Origin of the sequence: Bradyrhizobium sp. NAS96.2, assembly GCF_001908235.1 — a bacterium.
Classification (GTDB): Bacteria; Pseudomonadota; Alphaproteobacteria; order Rhizobiales; family Xanthobacteraceae; genus Bradyrhizobium.
In genome coordinates this window covers 1-23,215 of record NZ_LGHK01000155.1, presented here as the reverse complement: position 1 = coordinate 23,215, position 23,215 = coordinate 1, and the positions used below count along the sequence as shown (strand labels likewise).

The window sequence follows — 23,215 nt, the reverse complement described above, 5'->3', positions numbered from 1 at the left end:
AGCATTGCGCTGTTGCAATGGTATCCGAACTACTGGCTGCTGACCGGCTTCGTGATCTGCTTCGGCAGCATGATCGGCTCGCGCGGCCCGCTGATCACCGCAACCGCGCTGAAGATCTTCCGCGGCGAGCGCGTCGGTACGATCTACGGCACCATCATGATCGGCAGCGGCCTCGGCTCCGCGCTCGGCTCCTGGGGCGGCGGCCTGATCCATGACTGGACCCACAGCTACAACCCGCTGATCGCCTTCGCGCTGGTCAACGTCGTGCTCGGCCTGATCCCGTTCCTGGTGGTGCCTGCGCTGCGGCGCTGAGTTCGGACGCGTGTGCCCGCCCCCCCTCAGAATGCGGCGCAGAAGCCGACATGAATGCATGCCGGCCTTGGGCCCACAGGCGGGCGACATTCGCAAATGAAAGAGGCCGCCAATTCAAGCGGCCTTAGTGGATGGCTCCCAATTGCTTGATTGCGAGAGCCGATCCGCTAGTCCGGTACTAATAGTCGCAACGACGGACCCTACGCACCGAACCATCGTCACGCTCGACCGTGACGGTGCGGCATCCGCGATATCCGCGATCATAATCGTACGCGCGATAAGCGCGTCGATCATAGTCTCGGTAGTGACGAGGCTCCGGGCCTACTCTTACGCCGCCGAGCGGAGTGTCAACGGCCACTTGAGCTGACGCAGGTGCAACGGAAATCGGCGTGGCCATAGCGAAACCAGCAACCGCCAGTACACCAGCCAATAACAGTGTCCTCATGAGATCTCCTCCTGAGTTGTTGTATTGCTCTCCAACATCCCAGATAGGGCAAGGTTCCTGCGCGAATTTCATCCCAATGGCGGGCGGCTAGACCTGGGGCGCCCGCCCCGGATGATTGCGGACAGGAAGCCGCCGCGCATGTTCCCGAACCAAATAAATTTCAGCAGGGACCTCTGTCGAGGGTCAAAACCGGACGTTGATCAGCGCTGATCGCAATTACGCTTGTCTCAATTATTCGTCGTCGGCAGGTCGTTCGGGCCGTATTGCTTGAACTCGAAGATCTTGCGCGTCAGGCCGGGCGCCAGCGCCGAGATCGGGTTGACGCGCAGCACCGGCTGGCTCGGCGTTCCCACCACTTCATAGGTCACGCCGATCAGGCCTTCATTGCTGCCGGCGCCGAGGAAGATCCCGAAGAACGGGATCTGGCCGAACATGTTGTTCAAGCCGTACATCGGAATGAAAGTGCCGTTCATGCGCACCTGGTTGCCGATATAGTCGATGCTGCCTTCGATGGTCGCGCCGATGCTCGGTCCCTTGACCACGCCGTTGCGGATCGACAGCTGGCCGCTCTGGCGGGTGAACTCGGCGCGCAGCGCGTCGAACCCGATGCCGTTCTGGGTGCTGACCGGCCCGCCGGCGACGGCGCGGTCGAGCTGGGTTTCGCCCTTCACCGAGAAGCCGCTGATGTTGATGAGACCTTCCCTCGGGCCCGGCTCGGGGATCGGCGGCTCCATCGCCAGCGTGAGCTGGCCGCCGACCACCTTCGAATAGGTGTCGATGAAACGCAGGAACGCGCCGGCGTCGCCGGTCTGCAGGTAGATCACCTCGCGGCCCTGCTGGCGTCCGCGCATATCGACCGCGACGGGCGTATCGCGGCCGACCTTGCCGCTCAGCGTGAACGCCTTGAAGAACCCGTTGCGGCGCGAGATCTTGGCGTCGACGCTGCGCAGCGCCTCGCCGTTGAAGCCGGCCACCGCGCCGAGTTTCAGATCGACATCGAAATCGGTGGTCTTGGTCTTGCTCTTGGGATCGCTGTCGCGGCCGGAGATCGCCGACTTCAGGAAGCCGCGACCATCGAACACGTCGCCGCGCATCGTCACCTTGATGACGCCGTCGGGCCCGCGATCGGCGCGCAGCGATGTCTTGTCGCCTTCCGACGGCGCGTAGGTCGGGAAATTCGCATTCATGAGATCGCCGTTCTGGTCGACCTCGAGCGCGCCCTTGATCGAAACGCCGGCGCCTTCGATCGAGATGTCCTCGAACCGCGTCGATTGTCCCTTCGGCACCACGTTGAAGGTCGCCTTGCCGGCCCTGCCTTGCGTCTTGACCCAACCGGGCAGGATGTTGTCGAGCTTGAGCTGGGTCAGGTCGGCCTCGACGCCCATCTTGGTGGTGGGATTGTCGCCGCTGCCGATCTTGCCGCTCAGCTTGATCGGGATCGCCCCCGAGACCGCTGGACCGAGATCGAGTCCGAGGCGCGCGCGGCCCGAATCGTCAAGCGTTGCCTGCAGCTTGACGTCGGCATCGCTGTCGGTCGGCTTGCGATAGTCGAGCGAGGCCGCCTGCCCGTTGATCTTGACGTCACCCTTGACCTGGAAGCCGGCGTTGCTGGCCACCAGCTTCAGCGTGTTGGCCTCGAGCTTCTGGTTCATCACCAGCTTGTCGACGGCGACGCCGGTGATGTCGGCGGCGACCGAGTACATCGTATCGGCCTTGGTCAGCTCGCCCTTCACCGGCATGCCAAGATTGATTATCGCGGTGACGTTGCCCTTGCTGGCGTTGGGATCGATCGGCGGACCGGAGAGATCGCTGAGCCGGTCGGACGCGAGGATCTCGGCGGCGGCCGGCACTGGACAGTCGACCCGGAACTTGACCTTCGACGGCGACGGCTTCGGCGCCATGTCCGGCACCTCGAAGGTGAAATCCGACAGCGTGATCTTGCGGCCCGCCGGCGTGTCGGCGATGCCCTGGTTGATGGTCACGGTCGCGGTGCGGCCGGTCACCCTGGCCTTCAGATCCGCATCGTGCACGGCAGGCATCTGATCGACCGGGCGCACCGTGACGCCTGAGGCGACGATGTTGACCGAGAGACCGTCATCCGGGATCGGCGGGCCCTTGCGCGACAGATTATGCACCGGCGAATTGACGCCGACATCGATGCGCTGGAGCGTGCCCCGGTCGATCCGCTCGAGCACCCATTCGCGCACCTCGGGCACGATGATGATCGGCCACATCCGCTTCAGCGCGGAGGCCGACATCGGCGTGCCGGCGAATCCGAGCTGCAACCGCGGCTCGCCGGAATAGTCGATGCTGCCGGTGCCGGCGACGCCGATCTCGCCATTGGAGATGTCGGCCTGGGTCAGCAGCACGCGCTTCTTCTCGGTGTCGAACCGGAAGCCGATATTGATGCGGTTGAAGATCAGCGGCGGTTCGTTCTTGTCGGCGCCGGCCAGCACGATCGTGCCGCCGGACAGTCCCGCCTGCCAGTCGGTGATATTGTCGTTGGGCGGCTCAAGATGGCCGAGCAGCGTGATGCGGTTGGCGCCCGAGACGATCTTGATCGGCGCCAGCAGCACGCGCCGCCCCGAATCCCATTCGACGCTCATCTCGGCCGAATCGACCGGCATCGGGTAGTCGGGCGTGTCGGTGTCGATGATGTTGCCGGCGCCGACATTGATCTTGCCGCGGAAATAGGTCGGCAGGCCGTCGCGGCCGAGCTCGCCCTTCATCTCGCCCGACAGCGGCAGGTCGGCGGTGTAGGTGAGATCCTTGGTCCGCATCGCGAGCAGGATGTTCCGCGTGGAAACCTTGTCGGCCTTGATGTCGACCGAGCGCACCCCGTTCTGCTGCGGTCCGACCAGGACGCGCACCGACCAGGGCTTTGCGCCCTCCTCGCCGAAGCTGAGCGCAACGCCGCCGCCGCTCGGCCGCCGCAGGCTCAGGCTGATATTCTCGAAGCTCCATTTGTTGCCGCGCTGCTGGTCGTCGACGACCAGATTGCCGTTCTTCAGGCCGATCTCGTTGAGGTTCTGACCGTCGAGGCCGGTCATGCTGAGGCTGTCGAGCCAGTCGAGACCGGCAAGTAGCCCGCTCTGGGCCGAATCGGGTGCGGCCGCCGAGGGCTCCGAAGCGGCCGGCGGCGAGGCCACCGGCGGCGCTGCGGGGGCCGGACGCGGGAATGTCGGCGGCAGGCCCGCCTCACGCTTGGAGGCAACGCCGGTGGCGAGCGGCTTTGCGGTGTCGCCGGCGGACACGGTCACATTGCCGTCGGGCGTGATGCGCACCGACAGTTCCGCATCGACCAGATTGAGGCTCTCCGCCCGCAACTGGCCCATCAGGAGGGCCGTGCCCGACAACCGCACTTCGGCTTTCGGCGCGCTGGCAACCACCGCATGGTCGCGGTCGCGGACGATGATGTCGCGGATCCGCACCGCGATCCTGACCCGGCCGGCGCGCTCGATCTGGGTTCCGCCGACCTCGACCGTGTTGCCGTGGCCGATATTCTCTTCGATCGCCGCGGCAAGCCACGGCGTCGCCAGATCGAGATTGATCGGGCCTGCACCGAGCCGCCACCACAATGCGCCGAAGCAGGTCGTAAACAGCACGACCAGCACCACGAGGACCAATCCGATGCGACGGATCCAGCGCTCGCCATGCAGCCAGCGTTGCATGCCGGAGCAGAAATCGGTGAAACGATGCAGGTTGGTGTTGGAACGCGACAGCAATTGCCGCGCACGGTTGCCCGCCGCCTCATCCTGCTCGTCCCACGCGGCGTCGTCTTCCCATTGCGAGAAGTCAGCCCCGGCGCGCGGATTTGGACCCTGCGGCGACGTTTTCCTTGCCATTGCCTCTCGGTGCTGACGGCGAAGCTGCTCGCCGCCATCGGTGCGCCCGTCGATTCGTATCGAGCGCTCCCGTGCCGGCATCGCCGCCTATCCTCGCCTAATCATGTTACTCGCCGATGGCCCCCGGAACGGACCAAACCAACCAATCAAAAGCCAATTCAGCAAGCGGACGGGTTACGCGTCGAATTCCTTGTCACCATACTCCGTGGCCATCAAACTTGCCCAGCGGCCGATGCGAATCCGGCCACCGCGAATAAGACCCGCAATACCCCAATGGTTGAGCTTCGGAAAGCGACGAAAGGAAGGCGTATGTCCAAGAAAACGCGCAAGAAATCCTCCAACACAACCGGAAAGCGGGTCGCAACAAAGGTTGCGCGCGCGAGAAGCGCAAGCACTGGGAAGTCCGCGGCGAAAACCCGCACAACGGTTGCGAAAAAGCCTGCGGCCAAGACAACAAAGGCCAAGGCGTCTACAAAAAAGACCGCAGCGGGTGTTCAAGGCAAAGCCTCGCACAAGGCTGCATCGAAACCGTTAAAGCGGGAGCCGGCCGCGACTGTGACCAGGTCGTCCGCTGTCACACTTGCCGAAGGCGCCGCGGCGCCTGGCTTCGACCTGCCGCGCGACGGCGGGGGCAGCGTTTCGCTGAAGGATTTCGCCGGCAAGAAGCTGGTGCTGTTCTTCTATCCCCGCGCCGACACCCCCGGCTGCACCAGGGAAGCTATCGACTTCACCCGGCTCAAGGGCGAGTTCACGGCTGCCGGTACCGAGGTGGTCGGCATATCCGCCGATACGGTTAAGGCGCAGGAGTCATTTCGAAACAAACACCAGCTGTCCATGCCGCTGGTCTCCGACGGCGCCCATCAGATGCTGGAGGCGTATGGCGCTTGGGGCGAAAAATCGATGTATGGCAGGACCTTCATGGGAATTATTCGCACCACGGTTCTGGTCGATTCCGGTGGAAAAGTCGCCCGCATCTGGCGCCACGTGAAGGTCGACGGCCATGCCGAAGCGGTATTGGAGGCCGCCCGTTCGCTCTGACCGGAGGGGTTCCGTTTCCTGAAAATTAACCATGGCGGGCTCAAATCGGCCCCGCAAATTAGCCGTACGGAGCTTGGTCCGACCGGCCGCGGGAGTACCGATGTCGAGCCGGTCCGGTCATCACCAGAAACACCATCATCCCCAGGACCATGGCCGGGCACCGGCGCGCCGTCCGTCCGCCCATCACGCCGCACCGGCGGCTACGGTTGCGGCCTCCGGCGAGGGTTATACGCTGGTCCATGCCGGCAAGCAGGTCCGGTTCGGGCCGGTCGTGTTCTGGATCGCGGTCGGCACCGTGGTTCTGCTCGGCATGTGGTCGGCGGCGACCGCGACCTATTTTGCGTTCCGCGACGACGTCCTGACCCGGCTGATCGCGCGCCAGGCCGAGATGCAATACGCCTATGAGGATCGCATCTCCGAACTGCGCGCCAAGGTCGACCGCACCACCAGCCGCCAACTGCTCGACCAGGAGCAGTTCGACCAGAAGCTCGACCAGATCATGAAGCGGCAGTCGACGCTGGAATCGCGCGCCACCGCACTCGGCGCGATGCCCGATGCCACCTCAACCGGATCGATCAAGCCGCAGGGCCGCGCCGAGGCGGCGCCGTACTCCGGCACGCCAAAGCCCTCCCCGATCAGCGACACCGTGATCTTCGTGGCGCCGCCGGACCGCGAGGCGCGGCTGGAATCGCGCGCACCGCTGATCGCCAAGGCGCAGCCGAACCAGTTCGCCAAGGCCCAGGGCGTCGACAATGTCCTGGTCCGTCTGCAGACCTCGCTCGATCAGGTCGAGCGCCGCCAGGTCGCCGCGCTGTCCTCGGTCGAGGACGGCATCGAATCGCGGGTGCGCCGGATGCGCGGCGTGATCAGCGATCTCGGCCTCAACATGTCGCAACTAGAAGCAGCTGTGCCGCGCTCCGGCATGGGCGGTCCCTATGTGCCGGTGAAGCTCGCACCCGACGCCGGCGCGTTCGAGCGCCAGCTCTATCGCATCAACATCAATCGCGCGCAGATGCAGCGTTTGAACCAGACGCTGGCGCTGGTGCCCTACCGCAAGCCCGTCGTCGGCGAGGTCGAGTTCACCAGCGGCTTCGGCGTTCGCAGCGATCCCTTCCTCGGCCGGCCGGCGATGCACACCGGCCTCGACTTCCGCGCCGCGCAGGGCGATCCGGTGCGCGTCACCGCCAACGGCAAGGTGGTGTCGGCGGGCTGGGCCGGCGGCTATGGCCGCATGGTCGAGGTCGATCACGGCAACGGCCTCTCGACCCGCTACGGCCATCTCTCGGAAATCGGCGTCAAGGTCGGCGAATACGTCAAGATCGGCCAGGTGATCGGCGCCGTCGGGTCGACCGGTCGTTCCACCGGTCCGCATCTGCACTATGAGACCCGCATCGACGGCGAAGCGGTCGATCCGCAGAAATTCCTCCGCGCCGGCGTCCGCCTCAGCGCAGGTTAAGCCTCACCTCACAACGATCGATCTGAACGTCGGCGCAAGCGGTCTCGCTTGCGCCGATCTCGTTTGTGGCTCAGCGACGACCGCCACCGCCGCCCATGCTCCACCCGGCCCGCCGCCACCGAATCCGCCGCCGGGACCGAACGGTCCGCCGGACGAGCCGAAGCCGCCCGGACCGGGGCCGGTTGTTCCTCCACTCAGAGAATCGGGCGCAGGGCCGCTACTACCTGACGAGCCGCCGCCTGGCACGCGGGACGGTCCCCCGCTAGGGCCGCCACTCGGACTGCCACTCGGGCCGCCGCCACCAGGCGCACCGCGCCCGCCTGGGGCTGCTCATGCCGCACCGCCTTCGTCGGAATCGTCATCGACCGGACCGTCGGGGCCCTCGCGATAGATGTAGATGCCGAAATTCCAGCGGTAATCGCCGCCCTTGTCCTTGGCCAAGGCGCGGTTGGCCTCGCGGTTGGCGACCTTCAGCGCCTCCATCGCGAGCTCGCACGAGCGGCCTTCGAGCCGCTTGGCAAGCTTGGCCGACAGTCCATCGTAATGCACCGCGCGTTCGAGGAAGCGCGGTGTCGCCGACGACACATTCATCTCGGCGGCCGCGACATGGTCGTGCAAATTGCGGCCGAGATAGTGCCATTTGCGGTCGTCGTCGCCATGCGGGACGAAGGCCTGCTCGACCAGCATGATCTCGTCGCGGTCATTGATGGTGACGAGCTTGCGGTCGACCCATTCGTCCAGCACCGCGCGCGGCCGCACGTCCTTGGTGATCGATTCGACCAACGTCTCGAACGACGGTGCGCCGCCGTCGGCGGTGCGCGGCAACGGCAGCGGATCCCCCTTCGCGTCGGTGAACTCGGGGGCGGCCAGCCAGCGCGCGATGATCGCGCTGGTGCGCGACAGCGTCGCCGGCACCGCATTGACCGGCGCGCCCGCGCCGCGCAGCCGCGCCACCTCCTTGCGGTGGATGCCGGTCAGGAGGCTGACGCGGCTGTCGGTCTGCTCCTTGCCCTCGAGTGCGAACTCGTGCTCGGCGACGTTGACATAGAGCTCGCGCAGCAATTGGGTCAGCGCCGGAAACGTCATCCCGCTGCGGATGCAAAGCCGCACCAGCGGACGCAGCATCCGCGCCAGTGGCGCGTGCAGCTTCGCGGCGGTGATCGGCGCGGACGATCCCGACTTCGACTTCGGGGCCTTGGCATTCATGTCTAACTTTTAGCCGTCCACTGCGTGGGACACAATCCCACTCCGCCTGACGTGTGACATTTTCCCACTTTTGGGAAACAAGGTCACCTCCGACGCGCCTGCGGGCGCGGGTTCACAGGGCCCTGGCACTGCCGCCATCGATACGGACCGCTGCACTTGTCCCGCCGCGCCACGCGGCTGCTGTTCGCCGCCGCTGCGCTGACGAGCCTGCTGGTCTGGACCACGTCGCCTTATCTGCGGCAACGTATTGCCGATATCGGCATCGAGTATCGCGCGCAGGATACCTCAGGCATCGCCTCCACCGCGCAGCGCCTGACCTATTGGCGGAAGTCGGTGAAGTTCATCACTGCCGGTTCGATCAGGCACATGTTCACGCTGGATGCGACCGGACAGACCGGCCTGCAGGCCGAGGTGATCAACAATCCGTACAACCAGACCTTCAATGTCGCGATCCAGTGGGGGCTGATCGGCATCCTGCTGCTCTACGCGATGTGGACCAGCCACATCAGGCTGTTCGCCGGCCGCGATCTCGTGAGCTGGATCGGGCTCGCCGAGGTCGTGCAGAACATCACGAGTTCGCTACTCAATTCGCACCTGTCCGATTTTCACGAAGGCTGGATGTACGTGATCGGCGTCGGCGTTGCCGGCGGCATGGCGCTCTGCGCCCGCCGGCCGGAAAATACGGATGTGTGACTCACAGATCGCGCCACACGTTCAGTGTCGTCCCGGCGAAAGCCGGGACCCATTACCCCAAGCTCTTGTTATTGCGCGTCGCTGAAACGACGAGTCCCTTCAACAACGTCCGCCGCGGAGTATGGATCCCGGCCTTCGCCGGGACGACGGTGGTGTTTGCGGCGCTGGCAACGCCTTTCTAACAACCGGCCGCCTACCGCGTCGCCTCGTGCCCGACCTCGCCCGTGATGACGTCGCCGAACAGCTCCCACGCCTCGCCGTTGAACCGCATCAACTGCATCTGCTCGATCGGGAAGTAGTCGTCCGGCGAGGTGTTGACCATGACGCCCGGCAGCATCAGGTCGGAATGGAAGTTCTTCAAATTGGCGGCCTGCTTCATCACGTTCTCGCGCGTCAGATTGTCACCGCATTGCTTCAGCACCTGCACCATGGCCTCGGCCTGCACATAGCCATAGAGGTTGTTGGCGTTGCCCTTGTCGCCGTCCGGATAATACTTGTCCATGAAGCCGCGCCAGCTCGTGACCGCGGGATCCTTGTCCCAGGTCGGATCGGTCGGGTCCTTCAGATAGGCCGTCGAGATGATGCCCTTGGAATATTCGAGCCCGGCCGGCTTCAGCACCGAGGCGACCGAGGTCGCGGTGTTGGCAAGGAAGAATTTCGGCTTCCAGCCGAGCTCGCCGACCTTCCGGATCGCCTGCGCCGACCCCTTCGGCGCCGCCCAGGAGAAGAAGATATCCGCGCCGGAATCGTGCAGCGCGACGATCTGCGAATCGATCGAGGGATCGGAGACCTCGTAGGACTTGTCGGCGATGATCATGCTGACCTTGTCGCCGAGCCCGTCCTTCAGGCCCTTGAACTGATCCTTGCCGGCATCGTCATTCTGCCAGAACACCGCGATCTTGCTGTCCGGAAACTTGTCGCGAATGTATTTCGCGTAGATGCGTCCCTCGCTCTGGTAGTTGGGCTGAAAGCCCATCGTCCAGGGGAAGTTCTTGGGGTCGCCGAATTTGGTGCCGCCGGATGCGACGAACAATTGCGGCACCTTCTTGGCATTCATGTATTTCATGATTGCCGAATTCGACGGCGTGCCGAGCGCCTGGAAGATCAGCAGCACCTCGTCGCTCTCGACCAGCTTGCGCGCCTGTTCGATTGCCTTCGGCGGCGAATAGGCATCGTCGTAGCTGATGAAATTGATCTTGCGGCCATTGATGCCGCCCTGCTCGTTGATCATCTTGAAGAACGCGGCCTCGGTCTTGCCGATCACACCGTAGGACGACGCCGGGCCGCTATACGGCATGATGTTGCCGATCTTGATTTCGGTATCGGTCGCGCCGGGATCGTATTTCTTCTGGGCGCGGGCCGAGGTTGCAAGCAGTGCCACACTTGCGAACGCCACGATTGCGCCAATATATCCAGAACGAGCCGGCATCGTTTTCTCCCGATTTTTGTCGTGGTTTTGACGGCAAGTCTCGCAAGAGACGCATGGGCTGGCAAGCGCCTGGTATTTCCGTTGGGCGAAACGGCATTGTTGCCTGGCGCTATTTATGATTGAAGGTCGATCTGGGGATCACGAGTCGAGGCGTTCTGATTGCGTAAACCGGACATTCGTACCGGTCCGCGGCATCCGCGTATTGCGGCTGCGGGCTATGAAATCACGCGCCGCCTCAGCGAACGTGCGCTGGCCAGTCGTGGCCTGCACAAGGTCAATGGCGAGTTCGCGCAAGCCACGATCGCCTCGATCCGCGACAGGCTGCAGCGCGGCGAGACCGTCTATATCGCGGGCCTCGCCTGCCCCGGCACGCACAACACCGGCGTCGCGCTGGTCGAGGTCACCCAGAAGGACGGCCCGCGCCTGATCGTCAACAACGAGGAAGAGCGCTTTTCCGGAAACAAACATACCAACGAGTTTCCGCAATACGCGCTCGAGGACATGCGCAAGGTGTTGCAGCGAATGGGCCGCGACGTCGGCGACATCGCGGCCTTCGTCACGACATGGGACTATCCGGCACTGCTGGCGATGCTGATCCGCACCTCGCTCGAGGAAGCGCCGGCCAGCATCAAATTGCTGCGCGCGCCGATCGCGCCCGCGATCAACCTGCGACAGATGGACCAGGTGCGGCGCATCTCGCGCAGGCTCGGCAAGATGTACGGGCTCGGCGAGCAGCTGCCGCTGATCTGCATGCCGCATCACGACAATCACGCCTGGTACTCGTTCACCGCCTCGCCGTTCGCCGATCTTCGCGAGCGTATCGCAATCGCGGTGCTCGACGGCACCGGCGATGTCGGCTCGATCTCGCTCTATGTCGCCGACAACGGCGAGATGAAGCAGCTCTATTGCAACGAGAGCCTGTTCGATTCGCTCGGCGCCTTCTACACCGTGATCTCGTCGAGCCAGGGCGGCTGGACCTGGCTCTCCAGCGAAGGCCGCTACATGGGCGCCGCCGCCTGGGGCGACATGAACCGCGCCACCAATCCGTATTATCAGCGGTTGAAGGCGGTGTTGCATCTCGGCCCCGATGGCAGCGTGCAGCTCAATCGCGCGATGGCCAATTGGTACGCCGATCCCGCCGACAATCCGTACAAGCAGCCGCTGATCGACATCCTCGGCCCACCGCTGCGGCCCGACCAGCTCTGGAATCCCGACGCCGTGCTGCGCGTCGAGGACATCAATCACCGCCCCGACACCAAGGACCGCGTCGACAAGGCCGCCGCGACGCAACTGGTGTTCGAGGACGCCATGATCCATGTCATCGATCATTTGCTTCGCGTCACCGGCACCGACCGCCTGGTGCTGACCGGCGGCGTGGCGCTGAACGCGCTCGGCAACATGCGGCTGCTCGAGCATTTTGACGAGGCGTGGTTCGAACGCGCGCAGCAGCGCAAGACGCGGCTGCATATGTGGGTGCCGCCGGTGCCCGGCGATCCCGGCGTGCCGATCGGTGCGGCCTGGCTGTTCGCCCATATGGCGGGCGCGCCGCGCGGCGCGCCGCTGTCGCACGCATTCTATTGCGGCCTGCCGCCCTCGAACGCCGACATCACCGCGGCGCTTAGCGTCGACGACATCGCCTCGACTCCGATCGGCAATGTGGCGACATCAGAGGGGCGCGATGCGGTTGCCGATCTGATGGCCAGCATGGTGGCGCAAGGCGGCGTGATCGCGATCTACCAGGGCGCGGCCGAGACCGGCCCGCGCGCGCTCGGCCATCGCTCGATCCTCGCCAATCCCTGCGACCCCGCGGTCCGCGAACGGCTCAACGAGCGCGTCAAGTATCGCGAGGCGATCCGGCCGCTGGCGCCGATGGCGACGCTTGAGGCGGCGCGCGACTATTTCGAGCTGGAAGACGGCGCATCCGACGGCGACTACAACACCTACAACTACATGGTGCTCACGGCGCATTCGAAGCCGGAAGCGCGCGCCAGGATTCCCGCCGTGGTGCACGCCGACGGCACCGGCCGCATCCAGATCGTGCGCGAGGCCGATGATCCCCTCACCTACGCCTATCTGAAGGCGCTCGGCCGCCATATCGGCGTCGAGATGTCGGTCAACACCTCGTTCAACGTCGCAGGCCCGATCGCGCAGACGCCGGTGCAGGCGATGGACACGCTGCGCCGCTCCAAGGGGCTCGATGCCGTGGTACTGGTCGCCGATGACGGCACCGCCTATGCCGCCTGGCACGGCGGCGAGCGTGACAGCGGACGGTTCAGCGGATGGTATGCGGCGTGGAATCAGGCGCGCGGCTGAACCAGCTCAGCACGCGCCCGTCGATCAGCAGCAGCGCGCTTGATATCACCAGCGCGCCGATGATCTCGCGCAGCGCGATCGGCTCGCCGAGGACGAGGTAGCCGAGCAGCATTGCGGTGACCGGAATCAGCAGCGTCACCAGCATCACATTGGTCGCGCCGGAGCGCTGCAGGATCTGAAAGAACACGATGTAGGCCAGCGCCGTCGACAGCGCCGCGAGCCCGAGCACGGCGAGCCACGTGGTCGGATGCGGCATCGGCAGCAGCCAGGGCTTATCAGCCACGGCGGCGATCGGCGCCATCATCACGGCCGATGTCATCATCTGGAATGTCGCCGTGCCGAGCGGCGGCACACGCTGCGGCAGCCGCCGTCCGACCAGCGCCGCCAGGCCATAGCTGAAGGCGCCGGCGAGGCACAGCAGGATACCGATGCCCTGTCGGCTCTCGAAGCCGAGCGCATCACCGTGCAGGATCGCGACCCCGATCAACCCGACCACCACGCCCGCGACACGGCGCGCCTGCAACTTCTCCTCGCCGGCCGTCGCCATGATGATGACCGCGAACAGCGGCGTCGTCGCGTTGAGGATCGAAGCCAGCCCGCTCGGAATATAGGTCTGCCCGAACACGATCAGCGAGAACGGCAGCACGTTGTTGAAGAGCCCCATCGCGAAGAACGGTGCCCAGGCGGAGGCGCCGCTCGGCCACTCGATCTTCGCGGCGCGCAGCAGCGGCAGCAGGATGATCGTGCCGAGCACCACGCGCAGCAGCACCAGCGTTAGCGGCGGCAGTTCGCGCAGGATCACGCCATTGAAGAAGAACGAGCCGCCCCAGAGCACCGACAGCAGGCCAAGCAGGCCCCAGTCGCGGCGATCGATCCTGTTATCGGTGGAAGGCATATCGGGCTCTCGTCAGCGCTGCCACAGGTGACTAGTGCGGGCCTGCGAATATTCCCACCCGATTTCCGTGAATGGCTGCCCCGCCTATTTCGGCCGCGACACGATCTCGATCATCTGGCCTTCGTCGCCGTCCGGCGCGTGGGCCTTGGCCTTGTCATAGGCGGCCAGTGCGGCTCGGCTCACCGGCACGCCGGGCAGCAGCGTCTCAGCCAGCCGCACGGCATATTCCGCGTCCTTGTGGCGCAGCGCCGCGGTGAACGACGCGCCGGAGAAATTGCGGTCGATCATTCGCCTCGAGTGGCGGATCACCTGCGGGCTGGCGATCGCGCCGGTTCCCAGCGCCTCGGCCACCAGCTGCATGTCGAGACCGGCCTGCTCGGCGATCGCGACGCCCTCGGCGAGGCTCGCGATCTGCACCGCGCCGATCAAATTGTTGATCAGCTTGAACACGGTGCCGGTGCCGACCGCGCCGAAATGGCGGATCGTGCTGCCGATTGGCGTGAGGAACGGCCGCGCCTTGTCGAGGTCGGCGCTGTCAGCGCCAACCAGCAGCGTCAGCTTGCCGGCGGCGGCCGCTTCGGGAAGCCCGGTGACGGGACAATCGATATAGATCAGGCCGCGGCTGTGCAGCTCGCGCGCCATATCGAGCGTGTGCTGATACGACACCGTGGAGCACTCGATCGCGAGCGTGCCCGCCTTCATCGTGGCCGCAGCGCCATCCCTGGTCAGCCAGACGTCGCGCGACGCCGCATCGTCGGCGACCATGGTCACGACCGCATCGGCATCGATCGCGGCATCTTCCGGCGAGGTCGCCCAGTGCGCGCCGCGCGCGATCAGGCCCTCGGCCTTGGCCTTGCTCCGGTTCCACACCGCGACCGTGAAGCCGGCATCAAGGTAACGGCCGGCCATTCCGTGACCCATGCGTCCCAATCCGATGAAAGCGACGCGCGGCATGGGCTAATCCACATCCTCGACGGAGCCGGGCCCGGTGCCGAAGGCACGCTGCGCCAAGGTCGCCGCCATGAATTCATCGAGGTCGCCGTCGAGCACACCCGACGTGTCGGAGGTCTGCACGCCGGTGCGCAAATCCTTCACCATCTGGTAGGGCTGCAAGACATAGGAGCGGATCTGGTGACCCCAGCCGATATCGGTCTTGGCGGCCTGATCGGCGGCCGCCTGCTCCTCGCGCTTCTTCAGCTCGATCTCGTACAGCCGCGCGCGCAGCATGTCCCAGGCCTGCGCCCGGTTCTTGTGCTGGGAGCGGCCGGCCTGGCAGACCACCGCGATCCCTGTCGGAATGTGCGTCAGGCGCACCGCCGACTCGGTCTTGTTGACGTGCTGACCGCCGGCGCCGCCCGACCGCATCGTGTCGGTGCGGACGTCGGACTCCTTGATCTCGATCTTGATGCTGTCGTCGATCACGGGGAAAATCTGCACCGACGAAAACGAGGTGTGCCGCCGCGCATTGGAGTCGAACGGCGAGATGCGCACCAGGCGGTGCACGCCGGCCTCGGTCTTCAGCCAGCCATAGGCATTGTGGCCGGAGATCTGGATGGTGGCGGATTTGATACCGGCCTCTTCACCCTGGGACTCTTCGAGGAACTCGATCTTGAAGCCGTGCTTCTCCGCCCAGCGCGTGTACATGCGCAGCAGCATCTGCGCCCAGTCCTGGCTCTCGGTGCCGCCGGCGCCGGCGTGGACCTCGAGATAGGAATCGAACTTGTCGGCCTCACCCGACAGCAGCGCTTCCAGCTCGCGCCGGGCGACCTCCTTCTTGAGGTCCTTCAGCGCCTTCTCGGCCTCGGCAACCACGCCGGCATCGTTCTCGGCCTCGCCGAGCTCGATCATGCCGACCTGATCCTCGAGCTCGCGCTCGACCTTGCCGATACCCGAGAGCGCGTCCTCCAATGAGGTACGCTCCTGCATCAGCCGCTGGGCCTTCTGGGGATCGTTCCAAAGATTGGAATCTTCAGCGAGCTTGTTCAGCTCAGCGAGGCGTGCCGTCGACTGTTCGACGTCAAAGATGCCTCCTCAGCAGCCCGACTGACTGCTTGATCTCTTCAACAAGGCGTTCGATTTCCGCGCGCATGGTCTTTCAGGTGTTGGCTAAAAAGGTTCCGGGGGATGTAGCGACCAGCGAGGCAAAGCGCAATCGGCTTGGCCACACTATCCCGGCGATTTGGACGTACAGGCGGCTAGAGCCATTTCCGTTCCGATTGGATATGAACCGGGCTCTAGGTTTTTGTGTTGACGCGTTTTCTTCACACCAACCGGCATCCACCTCGCATGAAAACGCTCTAGTAAAGCCCCCCGGTTCCCGGCCGCATGAAGAACCCGCCGTCAGGCTGGCCGCCGCTCTGCGACGGCTGGGGGCCCGGCGCGGGGCCGCGGCCGTCGGCATCGGCGACCCCGATCACCGAGTAATTCTCCGGCGGGGCGGTGCCCGGCTTGAAGGCTTCGAGGATGGTGTTGCCGCCGTCGCCGGGGCCGGCACGCATGCCGGTCTTGGCGTCGACGCGGATCAGCTTGATCCCGGCCGGGACCTTGAACGGCGTCGGCGGCTTGTCGGCGAGCGCAAGCTTGAGGAAGTCGCGGGCGATCGGCGCGGCAACGTGACCACCGGTGGCGGTGCGGCCGAGATTGCGCGGCTTGTCGTAGCCCATGTAGACGCCGACCGCGAGATCCGGCGAGAAGCCAACGAACCAGACGTCCTTCTCGTCGTTGGTGGTGCCGGTCTTGCCGGCGATCGGCTTGCCGACCTCCTTGACCACGGTCGCGGTGCCGCGCTGGACCACACCCTCCATCATCTCTGTGATTTGGTAGGCCGTCATCGGATCGAGCACCTGCTCGCGGCGGTCGACCAGCTGCGGCTCCGGCTGGCTCTTCCAGCCCCCGGGCGCGTCGCAGCCGCGGCATTCGCGGGTATCGTGCTTGAAGATGGTGTGGCCGTAGCGGTCCTGGATGCGATCGATCAATGTCGGCTTCACGCGGCGGCCGCCATTGGCGAACATCGAATAGGCCGTGACCATGCGCATCACGGTGGTTTCGCCGGCCCCCAGCGCATACGACAGATAGTTCGGCAATTCGTCATAGACGCCGAAGCGTTTTGCATACTCGCCAACCAGCGGCATGCCGATGTCCTGCGCGAGGCGCACCGTCACGGTGTTGAGCGAGCGCTGCAACGCGTTGCGCAGCGTGGTCGGACCATAATATTTGCCGGTCGAATAGTTCTCCGGACGCCACACGCCGGCGCCCTGCCCCTGATCGATCTCGATCGGCGCGTCGATCACCGTGGTCGACGGCGTATAGCCATTGTCCAGCGCCGACGAATACACGATCGGCTTGAACGACGAGCCGGGCTGCCGGTAGGCCTGCGTCGCGCGGTTGAACTGGCTCTGGTCGAACGAGAAGCCGCCGACCATCGCGAGCACGCGGCCGGTCCACGGATCCATCGCCACCATGGCGCCGGAGACCTCGGGCAATTGCCGCAGGCGATACTGGCCTTCGACCGCCGCGCCCTCCTTGGTCACCAGCGGGTCGGCATAGATCACGTCGCCCGGCTGCAACACCTGCGACACCGCGGTCGGCGCCTTGCCCTTGGTCTTGGCCCAGCGCACGCCATCCATCGTGATGATGCCGGTCTGCCGTTCCTTGCTGACTGCGCCGCCGAGTTCGCGGCCCGGCTGGAAGCCGATCCGCGCCGACTGATCGCTGGTCTCAAGCACGACCGCCATCCGCCACGGCGAGATGTCGGAGAGCGATTTGACGTCGGCGAGCTTGACGCCCCAGTCGCCGGAAATGTCGAGCTTGTGCAGCGCGCCGCGCCAGCCCTGCGCCTCATCGTAATTGACGAGACCTGCGACCATGGTCTTGCGCGCCATCACCTGGATCTTGGGATCCAGCGTGGTGCGGACCGACAGGCCCCCCTCATAAAGCTTCTTTTCGCCGTAGCGCTCGAAGATGTCGCGGCGGACTTCCTCGGCGAAATATTCGCCGGCGAAGATGTGCGCGCCGTTCGAGCGGCTGGTGACGTTGAGCGGGTCCTTGCGCGCCTTGTCGGCGTCGGCCTGCTTGATCCAACCGTTCTCCAGCAGACGGTCGATCACGTAGTTGCGGCGCTCGATGGCGCGGTCACGGTTGCGGACCGGATGCAGCGCGGCCGGCGCCTTCGGCAGCGAGGCGAGATAGGACGCTTCCGCGATCGTCAGCTCGTTGACCGATTTGTCGAAGTAGACCAGCGACGCCGCCGCGATGCCGTAGGCGCCGAGCCCAAGATAGATCTCGTTGAGATAGAGCTCGAGGATGCGGTCCTTGGAATAGGCGCGCTCGATGCGCATCGCCAGCAAGGCTTCCTTGATCTTGCGCGCGAACGAGACCTCGTTGGTCAGCAGGAAGTTCTTGGCGACTTGCTGGGTGATGGTCGAGGCGCCCTGCGGGCGGCGGTTGGAGCCGTAGTTCTGCGCGTAGAGGATCGCAGCGCGCGCCATGCCCTGGTAGTCGATGCCGCCATGCTCGTAGAAGTTCTTGTCTTCAGCGGCGAGGAACGCGTTGATCACGAGCTTCGGCACCGCCTGGATCGGCAGATAGAGCCGGCGCTCCTTGGAATATTCACCGAGCAGCGCGCCGTCGGCGGCGTGCACGCGGGTCATCACCGGAGGCTCGTAGTCCTGGAGCTGCGAGTAGTCGGGCAGATCCTTGGAGAAATGCCAGATGGCGCCAGCGACAGCGGCGACACCGACCAGGAACACGACGGTTCCAGCGGCGAACAGGAAACCCAAAAACCGCACGAGCAGGCGCATTATCGACGTTCCGTTCCTACCCTCCGGCGCTCAGTCGTCCGAAGCGCCTGTCCAAAAGTGCGAAGCCTCACACAACGAAGGCTCACAACAAGGCCTGGCCCAGCGAGCTGCCTTGCGTACGCGAATAAGCAAGAGCCGCCGGACAATATGGTCGATTCTGCGGACCTGCGGTCCATTGTCTATACCGTCGCCGCTGTGGCCAAACTAGGGCTTCCGCGCAACGGCCCGGGCTTTTCAGACGGCCGATTTCACTTTGCCGGCCCGGCGGTTGCCAACCGTTTGGCGAAGAACGTGTCGATCGCCTGGACCATCGATCCGACGGCCTTATTCCGCCAGTTCTCGGACACCAGATGCTCAAGGTCGCCCTTGTTGGAGACGTAGCCGATCTCGACCAGCACCGACGGCACATCGGGCGCCTTCAGCACCCGGAAGCCGGCCGATTTGAGCGGATGCTTGTGCATCCGCACCGTGGTCTTCATCTCGTCCATCAGCAGACGGGCGAAGCGGTTGGAGAAGGTCTTGGTTTCGCGCTGCGCGAGGTCGATCAGGATGTCGGCGACCTCGGTCGGCTCGTCGGTCAGGTTCACGCCGGCGATGGCGTCGGCCTTGTTCTCCGCTTCCGCCAGCCGTTCGGCCTCGGCGTCGGAGGCCTTGTCCGACACCGTGTAGATCGTGGCGCCCTGGGCGTCGCCCTCGCGGCGCGGCAAGGCATCGGCGTGGATCGAGACAAACAGCGCCGCGGATTGCGAGCGCGCGATCTTCACCCGGTCGTTGAGCGGAATGAATGTGTCGTCGGACCGGGTCATGACCACGCGATACTTGCCCGACTTCTCGATCCGGTCGCGCAGCGCAAGGCCAAAGCCCAGCACCAGGTTCTTCTCGGTCTGATCGCCGGACTGGGTGCCGTTGTCGATGCCGCCGTGGCCGGGATCGATCACGATCAGCGGGCGCGCGTCGGTGGTCGCAACCGGCGGCAACGCTGCCGTGGTGACGGCCGGAATGGTCGCTGTGGTGGATTCGGAAATCGCCGGCTTCAATTCCGGCCGGCTCTCCGGCGCGAGCGACTGCACGAAGCTGGTGCGATCGACCTGCTCGAAATCCAGCACCAGCCGCGGCGGCTGGCCGTTGGCGGCATCGAGCACATAGGAATTGGCGATCTTCACCGGGCCCGTCATGTCGAACACGATCCGCGAGCCACCGGGCATCACGAGGCCATAGCGGAACGCCTTCACCAATCCCCGCGCCGCCGAGCCGGTGCCGGCGGCGAGTTGGAAATTGACCTGCGGGATATCGACTACGACACGGTAAGGGTCGGCCAATGGGAAGGCGCGAAACTCGATCTTACGGTCGAGATCAAGGATGAATCGGGTCTGCTTGTCGTCGCCGGCGAGCCTGGCGCCTGACGCGACCGGGAAATTCGGAGCACTGGCCGCCGGGGCGGCGGCGCCCGGGGCACCGGCAGTTGGGGCGCCTGTGGCCGGCGCAGACTGACCGGCCTGAGGTCCTTCGGCCGCGCTCGGGGCGCTGGCCACGGCAAACACCGATGCTGCAGCGCACAACAGCCCGCATCCCAGAAAAACAAGGTGTTTTGCGCGGTTCTCCACCCGATTCGGAGCCTCCCAGCTGCTTCTTACCGCATTAGAACCACACGGTTAATCGCACCCTAATGACGCCTGGGCGAAAAGAACCGAGTGTTGCGGCGGCGTGACGCTTCCCTTGCACGCGGCGGGCAATCCACGTATGTACGGAGTGCTGACGGCTAGTACTCCCGGTTGTGTCGCGTTCAGCCTCTCGGTGCAGCGGTGGAACCTTCCAAGTCGAAGATCCCGCCGTGTTTTTCCGGTCCCTCCCCAGCCAGCGCCGCGCGCGGCTGACATGGAGTGGCGGATTCAAGCCCGAGCGGCGTCCGGTCCCAGACACACTCCCTCGCCAGAGGGACGGTTTGAGACACGGCGTAACCGATTATCCGGTCCCTTGGGGCCTCGATATGCGATGGCCGGCAGGCGCTTCGGCGCCGGACGGGGCTTTCAGCAAAAGATACGGCGGTCAATTTCGCCGCCAACATGTTTAGACGGGCCGACGCTTAATGCGCCAGACTGCATTGCCGACCAGGATCCCCCGAATGATCGCGCTGACGCGAGGTGAAAGCTTCGCCCGTCGCATCATCCCGGTGAGTTCCCGTCCGGCGCTGCGCCGCGAGACGCGTTTTGGCCTTCCCCTCACCCCCGAATCAGGTGGACCGTCGCGTCACCGGGCGGCGCAGTTTGCGCGCGCCATGATCCGCGCCCGCCGCCGTCAAGAGCTCCAAAATGCCCAACAAGATGTTGATCGATGCCACCCACCCGGAAGAGACCCGGGTCGTCGTGGTCCGTGGCAATCGCGTCGAAGAGTTTGATTTCGAGACCGCCCAGCGCAAACAACTGCGCGGCAACATTTACCTCGCCAAGGTCACGCGCGTAGAGCCGTCGCTGCAGGCTGCCTTCATCGAGTATGGCGGCAACCGTCACGGCTTCCTGGCCTTCAGCGAAATCCATCCCGACTACTACCAGATCCCGGTCGCCGACCGTCAGGCGCTGATCGAAGCCGACGAGCGCGCCCATCGCGAGGCCGAGGAAGAGCATGAGAACCGCGGCCATCGTCGCCGGTCGCGCCATCGCAATGCCCGCCGCCGCGGCCATGGTGACCGTGTCCAGAGCGAGGTGATCGAAGGCGCCGGCGACGCGCAGGCGCAGCCAGCGATCGAGGCCCACGAGCACTCGGTCGACGCCGAGCATCACGAGCACGGCGTGGTCGCCCACGAAAGTCACGGGCATGAAGCGCATGAGCATGCGCATCATGAGGACCATGAGCATCACCACGATCATGAGCATGAGCACCACCATGATCATGGTCACGACGATCATGGCCACGATGAACACGAGCATGACCACCACGACCATGATCATGCACACGATCACGACCACGCTCCCGTGGTGAGCGAGGCGCCGGCCGCCGACGCCCCGTCCGACCCCGTCGTCGCGGTGGTCGAAGCCTCCATCGCGTCAGCCGCGCCGGAGACCTTCGAGCCCGCCGAGGTCAATCATGAGCCCGAGCGGGTCCATGAGGAGCAGGTCGAGGAAAACGCCGCGCATGCCGACGACGCACCGTATGTGGCCGGCGACGAAGTCCACGCCGTGGCCGATGAGCATGCGGTCGCCGAATACGCCCCGTTCGCGGAAGTGACCGCGCCCGAGGCCGTACCTGGCGATGACGCCGGCGAAGATGACGACGAGGACGACGGCGAAGAAGGCGAGGAAGAAGATGTCGTCGAGTCCGTCGGCGGCGACGATGTGCTCGAGGAGGTTCCGGAGCGCCCGTTCCGTCCCCGCCGCCAGTACAAGATCCAGGAAGTGATCAAGCGCCGGCAGGTGATGCTGGTGCAGGTCGTCAAGGAAGAGCGCGGCAACAAGGGCGCGGCTCTCACCACCTATCTGTCGCTCGCCGGCCGCTACGCCGTGCTGATGCCCAACACCGCGCGTGGCGGCGGCATCAGCCGCAAGATCACCTCGGCCCAGGACCGCTCGCGGCTGAAGGAAGTGGTGCAGGATCTCGACGTGCCCGAGGGCATGGGGATCATCCTGCGCACCGCCGGCGCCTCGCGCAGCAAGCCGGAGATCAAGCGCGACTTCGAGTACCTGATCCGGATGTGGGAGACGGTGCGCGACCTGACGCTGAAGTCGCAGGCGCCGACCCTGGTCTACGAGGAAGGCTCGCTGATCAAGCGCTCGCTGCGCGACCTCTACAACAAGGAGATCGACGAGATCCAGGTGGCGGGCGAAGCCGGCTACCGCGAAGCGCGCGACTTCATGAAGATGCTGATGCCGGCCAATGTGCGCGCGGTGAAGCAGTATCGCGACGGCCAGCCGCTGTTCTCGCGCATGGGCGTCGAGAGCCAGCTCGACGCGATGTTCTCGCCGACCGTGCAGCTGCGCTCCGGCGGCTACATCGTGATCAACCAGACCGAGGCGCTGGTCTCGATCGACGTCAACTCCGGCCGCGCCACGCGCGAGCACCATATCGAGGACACCGCGCTCAAGACCAATCTGGAAGCCGCGGAAGAGGTTGCGCGTCAATTGCGCTTGCGTGACCTCGCGGGCCTGATCGTCATCGACTTCATCGACATGGACGAGAAGCGCAACAACCGCGCGGTCGAGCGCAAGCTGTCCGACTGCCTGCGCCAGGACCGTGCGCGGATCCAGGTCGGCCGCATCTCGCATTTCGGCCTCCTGGAAATGTCGCGCCAGCGCATCCGCGCCAGCATGCTGGAGAACTCGACCGAGCCCTGCCCGCAATGCGGCGGAAGCGGCCACGTCCGTTCGGTCTCGTCGGTGGCGCTGCAGCTGCTGCGCGGCATCGAGGAAATCCTCATGAAGGGCGCCACCCACAATCTGGTGGTCCGCACCCGCACCGACGTCGCGCTCTACGTGCTCAACCACAAGCGCGGCCATCTGCGCGACCTCGAGGAATCCTTCCGTGTCTCGCTGTCGGTCGTCGCCGACGCCACGGTGCACGGCCAGCAATCCTACGTCATCGATCGCGGCGAGCAGGTGCATACGCTCGAAGCCGCCAAGGCGCTGCTTGCCGCGCAGGCGGCCGCCGCGCCGTCGCAGGCCGAAGAGGTCGATGACGAGGAAGAACTGTTCGAATACGAGGCCGAGGTCGAGACCGACGAGACCGAAGGCCTCGCCGACGACCGGGCGGCCGGCGAGGAATCAGGCTCCGCCGAGGGTGAAGGCGACGGCCAG

13 protein-coding genes and 1 pseudogene are annotated in these 23,215 nt (G+C 65.2%); 6 read left to right on the top strand and 8 right to left on the bottom strand.

Annotation, left to right across the window (positions count from 1 at the left end):
* Window positions 1-312: pseudogene (locus tag AC628_RS29280) on the top strand (MFS transporter); the annotation flags it as partial.
* 672 nt (window positions 313-984) lie between these two features.
* Here the strand turns inward: AC628_RS29280 and AC628_RS29275 are convergent.
* Window positions 985-4,683, bottom strand: coding sequence for a YhdP family protein (locus AC628_RS29275; protein ID WP_074130231.1), 3,699 nt, complete (start codon window positions 4,681-4,683; stop codon window positions 985-987).
* 228 nt (window positions 4,684-4,911) lie between these two features.
* On the opposite strand from AC628_RS29275, the gene AC628_RS29270 reads away from it, so the two are divergent.
* Window positions 4,912-5,640: a peroxiredoxin gene (locus tag AC628_RS29270; RefSeq protein WP_074130230.1), complete on the top strand. Its 729-nt coding sequence runs from the start codon at window positions 4,912-4,914 to the stop codon at window positions 5,638-5,640.
* 100 nt (window positions 5,641-5,740) lie between these two features.
* Window positions 5,741-7,096 (top strand): M23 family metallopeptidase, encoded by a 1,356-nt coding sequence (locus AC628_RS29265; protein ID WP_074130229.1) that lies wholly within the window; start codon window positions 5,741-5,743, stop codon window positions 7,094-7,096.
* A 330-nt stretch (window positions 7,097-7,426) separates the two neighbouring features.
* On the opposite strand, the gene AC628_RS29260 is transcribed toward AC628_RS29265, so the two are convergent.
* Window positions 7,427-8,302 carry a DUF6502 family protein gene (locus AC628_RS29260; protein ID WP_074130228.1) on the bottom strand — a complete coding sequence of 292 codons (876 nt, stop codon included), beginning with the start codon at window positions 8,300-8,302 and terminating at the stop codon, window positions 7,427-7,429.
* Between the two features lie 156 nt (window positions 8,303-8,458).
* On the opposite strand from AC628_RS29260, the gene AC628_RS29255 reads away from it, so the two are divergent.
* A complete protein-coding gene (locus tag AC628_RS29255) occupies window positions 8,459-8,995 on the top strand; it encodes an O-antigen ligase family protein (protein WP_349510139.1) in 537 nt (178 codons plus the stop codon).
* 193 nt (window positions 8,996-9,188) lie between these two features.
* Here AC628_RS29255 and AC628_RS29250 read toward each other — a convergent pair whose 3' ends face one another.
* A complete protein-coding gene (locus AC628_RS29250; protein ID WP_074130227.1) occupies window positions 9,189-10,424 on the bottom strand; it encodes an ABC transporter substrate-binding protein in 1,236 nt (411 codons plus the stop codon).
* A 159-nt stretch (window positions 10,425-10,583) separates the two neighbouring features.
* On the opposite strand from AC628_RS29250, the gene AC628_RS29245 reads away from it, so the two are divergent.
* Complete coding sequence (locus AC628_RS29245; protein ID WP_074130226.1) at window positions 10,584-12,737, top strand: carbamoyltransferase C-terminal domain-containing protein; 2,154 nt, start codon at window positions 10,584-10,586, stop codon at window positions 12,735-12,737.
* Here the strand turns inward: AC628_RS29245 and AC628_RS29240 are convergent.
* The 5 genes from AC628_RS29240 to AC628_RS29220 form a co-directional block, all read right to left on the bottom strand.
* A complete protein-coding gene (locus AC628_RS29240) occupies window positions 12,697-13,632 on the bottom strand; it encodes a DMT family transporter (protein ID WP_074130225.1) in 936 nt (311 codons plus the stop codon). The genes AC628_RS29245 and AC628_RS29240 overlap by 41 nt on opposite strands.
* An 84-nt stretch (window positions 13,633-13,716) precedes the next feature.
* Window positions 13,717-14,586 (bottom strand): NAD(P)-dependent oxidoreductase, encoded by an 870-nt coding sequence (locus AC628_RS29235; RefSeq protein WP_074130224.1) that lies wholly within the window; start codon window positions 14,584-14,586, stop codon window positions 13,717-13,719.
* 3 nt (window positions 14,587-14,589) lie between these two features.
* A protein-coding gene (prfB, locus tag AC628_RS29230; RefSeq protein WP_106939930.1) for a peptide chain release factor 2 occupies window positions 14,590-15,721 on the bottom strand; the annotation gives its coding sequence in 2 pieces (ribosomal slippage) (window positions 14,590-15,651 and window positions 15,653-15,721; 1,131 coding nt in all).
* Window positions 15,722-15,929: 208 nt separating this feature from the next.
* Window positions 15,930-18,431, bottom strand: coding sequence for a penicillin-binding protein 1A (locus AC628_RS29225; RefSeq protein ID WP_074130222.1), 2,502 nt, complete (start codon window positions 18,429-18,431; stop codon window positions 15,930-15,932).
* 248 nt (window positions 18,432-18,679) lie between these two features.
* A complete protein-coding gene (locus tag AC628_RS29220) occupies window positions 18,680-20,035 on the bottom strand; it encodes an N-acetylmuramoyl-L-alanine amidase (protein WP_074130221.1) in 1,356 nt (451 codons plus the stop codon).
* A 705-nt stretch (window positions 20,036-20,740) separates the two neighbouring features.
* Between AC628_RS29220 and AC628_RS29215 the strand changes: the two genes are divergently transcribed.
* Window positions 20,741-23,215 (top strand): Rne/Rng family ribonuclease (locus AC628_RS29215; RefSeq protein ID WP_074130232.1); only part of this gene is annotated, 2,475 nt, incomplete at its 3' end.

What these genes read in the sequence shown, in the direction of transcription:
- AC628_RS29270 (WP_074130230.1), top strand. Translation starts at nt 4,912, where the DNA reads ATGTCCAAGAAAACGCGCAAGAAATCCTCCAACACAACCGGAAAGCGG.
- AC628_RS29275 (WP_074130231.1), bottom strand. Translation starts at nt 4,683, where the DNA reads ATGCCGGCACGGGAGCGCTCGATACGAATCGACGGGCGCACCGATGGC.
- AC628_RS29240 (WP_074130225.1), bottom strand. Translation starts at nt 13,632, where the DNA reads ATGCCTTCCACCGATAACAGGATCGATCGCCGCGACTGGGGCCTGCTT.
- AC628_RS29250 (WP_074130227.1), bottom strand. Translation starts at nt 10,424, where the DNA reads ATGCCGGCTCGTTCTGGATATATTGGCGCAATCGTGGCGTTCGCAAGT.
- AC628_RS29260 (WP_074130228.1), bottom strand. Translation starts at nt 8,302, where the DNA reads ATGAATGCCAAGGCCCCGAAGTCGAAGTCGGGATCGTCCGCGCCGATC.
- AC628_RS29265 (WP_074130229.1), top strand. Translation starts at nt 5,741, where the DNA reads ATGTCGAGCCGGTCCGGTCATCACCAGAAACACCATCATCCCCAGGAC.
- AC628_RS29235 (WP_074130224.1), bottom strand. Translation starts at nt 14,586, where the DNA reads ATGCCGCGCGTCGCTTTCATCGGATTGGGACGCATGGGTCACGGAATG.
- AC628_RS29225 (WP_074130222.1), bottom strand. Translation starts at nt 18,431, where the DNA reads ATGCGCCTGCTCGTGCGGTTTTTGGGTTTCCTGTTCGCCGCTGGAACC.